This is a genomic window from Micromonospora foliorum (assembly GCF_022229015.1).
GTDB lineage: Bacteria > Actinomycetota > Actinomycetes > Mycobacteriales > Micromonosporaceae > Micromonospora > Micromonospora foliorum.
In genome coordinates, this window is record NZ_JAKKFF010000417.1 from 1 (window position 1) to 5,012 (window position 5,012).

The following is a 5,012-nucleotide window of genomic DNA, read 5'->3' on the forward strand; positions in this document are numbered from 1 at the left end:
CTTGGCCACCCGGAGCATGTGGTGGAAGCGCGCCGGCCGGCCCAGGTCCTTCACCAGGAAGACGGCACTGGCGCTGATGGCGGCCAACGCGGTGACCCGACCGGCGCGCCGCAGCGCGGGCCGCCCGGTGAGCTGCCCGCCCGCGGCGAGCAGCGACGAGCCGGCGGCCAGCCCGCCGGTGAACAGGTACGCGGCGATGTCCCACTTCCAGACCGGCGCCTTCAGAACGGGCCGACCGTAGTAGGACGTGAACTCCGCCTCCGGCACCCGCAGTTCCTCGCCACCGCCGCCGCGCCGCCTGCGCCGGCGGCCGGAGGTTTCGGCGCTCCGCCGCGTCGTCAGGTCGCCCCGGCGACCGCTGGCGGCCTCGTCGCCGCTGGCGGTGTTCCGGCCGCTCGTGGCTGCTGCACCGCTCGTGGCTGCTGCACCGCTCCCGGCCGCTACACCGCTCTCGGCCTCTGCACCGCTTCCGGTGCTCGGTCGCTCGTCGCTCACCTGTGGTCCGAGGCTGCCCTCGGCGGCGAGCCGCTCCCGGAAGCGGCGGAACCGGTCGCCCACGGGGCCCGGTGGGGTCATGAGGAACCTCCGACGAACGCGGCGACGGTCGCCGCCGCCATGGCGAGCGCGGCGAGGCCGGCACGCTTCCACATCTTCGGCAGGTCCCGGGTGGTCACCACCGGGTCGGGTGGCAGCCCGTACACCTCGGGCTCGTCCAGGAGCAGGAAGAACGCCCCGTCACCGCCGACGCCGTCGTTCGGGTCGTGCCCGTACAGGCGCGCCTCGGGTACCCCCCGGTCGTGCAGCGTCGCCACTCGGGCGGCCGCGCGTTCGCGCAAGTCGTCCAGGGGTCCGTACTGGATCGACTCGGTCGGACACGCCTGCGCACACGCCGGCGTCATGCCCGCACCCAACCGGTCGTAGCAGAGCGTGCACTTCCACGCCCGACCGTCGTCCTTACGTTGGTCGATCACCCCGTACGGACACGCCGAGATGCAGTAACCGCACCCGTTGCAGATGTCCTCCTGCACCACCACCGTGCCGAACTCCGTACGGAACAACGAACCCGTCGGGCACACGTCCAGACACGCCGCGTGCGTGCAGTGCTTACAGACGTCCGACATCATCAACCAGCGGAAATCCGTGCGCTCCTCGACGCCGGTGCCCCGGCCCGGCGGCTGCGCCCCCGGCATCCCGAGGAACTGCGGCCCCGCGTCGACCGGCCGGGCCAGGCCGGCGTCGACCGGCGCGCCGAGGACGTCCGCCGGCGAGGCGGCGTGCCCAGCCGAACGCGGCTGCTCGATGAACGCCACGTGCCGCCACGAGTTCGCGGTCAACGCGCCGGTGTTGTCGTACGACATGCCGAGCAGGTCCAGGCCGCTCTCCGGGACGCCGTTCCACTCCTTGCAGGCCACCTCGCAGGCCTTGCAGCCGATGCAGACGCTGGTGTCGGTGAAGAACCCCATCCGCGGCGGCGCGTCCTCGTAACCGGCGTCGGGCGCCGGATCCAACGGCCCGTACAGGCTGTTCGGGTTAGGAATCACCGTGCTCCTTCCCCGTGCCGTCGGTGGTCACGGCCGGGGCGTGCTGGCCCGGGGTGATCCCCGCGCGCCGCTGGTAGTCGGCCACCAGGTCGAGCAACGCCGGCCCGATGGGACGGCGGCCTGGCCGCACGTCGCAGGTGCCGACCTTGCTCTCCTGGATCAGCACGTTCGGGTCCAGGCTGATGCCGAACAGGTCGTTAGCCGAATCACCGGTCACCAGCCCCTCAAAACCGAAGTGGTACGGCAACCACACCTGGTGGATGATCCGACCGTCCACCCGCAGCGGGGTGAGCCGGTCGGTCACCAGCACCTTCGCCTCGATCACCGCGCGGCCGCTGACCAGGTGCGCCCAACCCAGATGCGTCAGCCCCACCTCGCCGGCCAGATCCGGGGACACCTCGACGAACATCTCCGGTTGCAGCTCGGCCAGCGGCGACACCGTCCGGCTCATCCCGCCGGCGGTGTGGTGCTCGGTGAGCCGGCTGACCGTGAACACGTACGGGAACACCTGGGCGTGTTCCTGCGGCGGGCTCGGGTTCACCGAATTCACCGGATGCGCGTACATCTTGCGGGTCGGGTTGGCCTGCTGACCGTAGAGCGGGTTACGCACCGGAGACTCCACCGGCTCGTAGTGCGTCGGCAGCGGGCCGTCCAGGACACCGCTGGGCGCGTACAGCCAGCCCTTGCCGTCGCCCTGCATGACGAACGGGTCGTCGCCCGCGATGCCCTCCGTCCCCGACGCGCCGGGTGGCGGCCGGTACGACGGCGGCTTGGTCTTCTCGAAGTCCGGCACGTCGTAACCGGTCCACTCGGCCTGCTCCGCGTCCCACCACACGTAACGTTTGCGCTCACTCCACGGGTTGCCGTCCGGGTCGGCGGAGGCACGGTTGTAGAGGATGCGCCGGTTCGCCGGCCACGCCCAACCCCACTCGGCGGCCACCCAGTCCTGCTCGTGGCGGGACTTGCGCCGGGCCGCCTGGTTCACCCCGTCCGCGTACACCCCGCTGTAGATCCAACAACCGATCGCTGTGGAGCCGTCCGCGCGCGCCTCGGCGAAACCGGACAGCGGGCGGCCGGTCGCCACGTCGTACCCGTTGATCTCCCGCAGGACCGCCTCGGCGCTCGGCTCCACGCGCGGACCGTGCGTGGGGTAGTCCCAGGTGAGGTCGAGCAGCGCCCGGTCGCGCGGCAGCGGCGAGTCGGCCAGCTTCTCCCGCAGTTTGCGGCCCAGGTGGTAGAAGAACCACAGCTCGGAGCGGGCGTCGCCCGGCGGCTCGACGGCCTTCTCCCGCCACTGCAACAACCGCTGCGTCTGGGTGAACGTGCCCTCCTTCTCCACATGCGACGCGGCGGGCAGGAAGAACACCTCCGTGCGGCACTCCTCCGGCACGATCTCCCCGGTGGCGACCTCGGGGCCGTTCTGCCAGAACGTGGCGCTCTCGATCATGAACAGGTCGCGGACGACCAGCCAGTCGAGGTTGGCCATGCCGAGCCGCTGCGCGCGACCGTGCGCCGAGCCGACCGCGGGGTTCTGCCCGAGCAGGAAGTACCCCTTGATCTTTCCGTCGATCATGTTGAGCACCTGCTGGTACGTGCCGTGGTCACCGGTCAGCCGAGGCAGGTAGCCGTAGCAGAAGTCGTTCTCCGGCGTCGCCGCGTCACCCCAGTACGCCTTGAGCAGGCTGGCGGCGAACGACCGCGCGTTACCCCAGAACCCCTTCTGCCCCGGGTGGCGGATGCTGTCCACCCACTCGTCGAAGCTCGGGTGCTCGGCGTGGTGCGGCATCGGCAGATAGCCGGGCAACAGGTTGAACAACGTCGGGATGTCGGTCGACCCCTGGATGCTGGCGTGGCCCCGCAGCGCCATGACCCCGCCACCGGGGCGGCCCATGTTGCCCAGCAGCAGTTGGATGATCGCGCCGGTGCGGATGTACTGCACACCCACGCTGTGCTGCGTCCACCCCACCGAGTAGATCAGCATGCCGGTGCGGTCCCGGCCGGAGTTCGCCGTCCACGCCCGCGCCAACTCCAGGAACTGCGCCTGTGAAATGCCGCAGACCCGCTCCACCATCTCGGGGGTGTAGCGGGCGAAGTGTCGCTTGAGGATCTGGTAGACGCAGCGCGGGTGCTGCAACGTCTCGTCGCGCCGGGTCTGCCCGCCCACCGGCGCGCCGTGCGACTCGTGGGTCAACCCCGCGGCGCTGTCCCGCTCCTGGGCGGTGTGCCCACTGCCCGACGAACCCTCATGCCCCTCGTACTGCCAGCTGTCCTGCACGTACGTGCCGGTCTCCGGGTCGAAGCCGGAGAAGAACCCGTCGCCGTCCTCGGTGTCGCTGAACTCTTCGCTGACGATCGTCGCCGCGTTGGTGTACGCGAGCACGTACTCCCGGAAGTCCAGCTCGTTGTCGAGGATGTAACGCACCACCCCACCGAGCAACGCGATGTCCGTGCCCGCCCGGATCGGCAGGTACGCATCAGCGACCGCACTCGTCCGGGTGAACCGGGGGTCGACGTGGAAGACCTTCGCCCCCCGGCGCTTGGCCTCCATCACCCACTGGAAGCCCACCGGGTGCGCCTCAGCCATGTTCGAACCCTGGATGACGATCACGTCAGCGTTGGCGATGTCCTGCTGAAAATCCGTCGCACCGCCACGACCGAAGCTGGCCCCCAGACCGGGGACGGTGGCGGAGTGTCAAATACGGGCCTGGTTCTCGATCTGCAACGCCCCCATCGCGGTGAACAACTTCTTGATGAGGTAGTTCTCCTCGTTGTCCAGCGTCGCCCCACCCAGACTGGAGATACCCATCGTCCGGTTGAGCGGCCGGCCCTGCGAGTCGACGTCCTCCCAGGTCTGCTCGCGGGCGGCGAGGATCCGGTCGGCGATCATGTCGACCGCGGTGTCGAGCTCCAGATCCTCCCACTGCGTCGAGTACGGCCGGCGGTAGCGGACCGTGGTCTGCCGCAACGGGCTGGTGACCAGACTCTTGCTCGCCGCGCCCTTCGGGCACAACCGACCCCGCGAGATCGGGCTGTCCGGATCACCCTCGATCTGACTGACCTGCCCATCCTTCACGAACACCCGCTGGCCACAACCCACGGCGCAGTACGGGCAGACCGAACGGGCCATCGAATCGGCGGTGTCGGTACGGGCGGTGAGCGCGCGGGATCCGTCGGACTTCGCCGCGGCCCCCCGACCCAGCGGGTCCGTGCCGGTGAGCTGGCGGTAGACCGGCCAACCCTCGATAAAGGTCCGTAGACCCAACCCCGACACCCCCTCCCACGCGAGCGACCTACTGAACATAGGTCAACCGAGACAGGTTCGCGAACCGGGGGCACAGACAGCGCCGCCCCCGGCCGGTGGGCCGGGGGCGGCGCTGGTGTCGGTGTGCAGGTCGCCTCTCGGCGAGTGGCACGACGCGGCTCCAGCCGAACGGTAATCCGCGAAGGCGATATTAGGTGAGGCCCGGGGAC

At 70.2% G+C, this 5,012-nt stretch carries 2 protein-coding genes and 1 pseudogene; all 3 read right to left on the reverse strand.

The features are described 5' to 3' along the window. Positions 1-576, reverse strand: a 576-nt coding sequence (gene nrfD, locus PSH25_RS26230) for an NrfD/PsrC family molybdoenzyme membrane anchor subunit (protein ID WP_238661587.1), incomplete at its 3' end; no start/stop codon positions are given. Further along, positions 573-1,538 (reverse strand): 4Fe-4S dicluster domain-containing protein, encoded by a 966-nt coding sequence (locus tag PSH25_RS26235; RefSeq protein WP_238661588.1) that lies wholly within the window; start codon positions 1,536-1,538, stop codon positions 573-575. The genes PSH25_RS26235 and nrfD, both read right to left, overlap by 4 nt. A gap of 13 nt (positions 1,539-1,551) precedes the next feature. After that, a pseudogene (gene fdh / locus PSH25_RS26240) lies at positions 1,552-4,803 on the reverse strand (formate dehydrogenase); the annotation flags it as partial. Positions 4,804-5,012 lie beyond the last annotated feature (209 nt).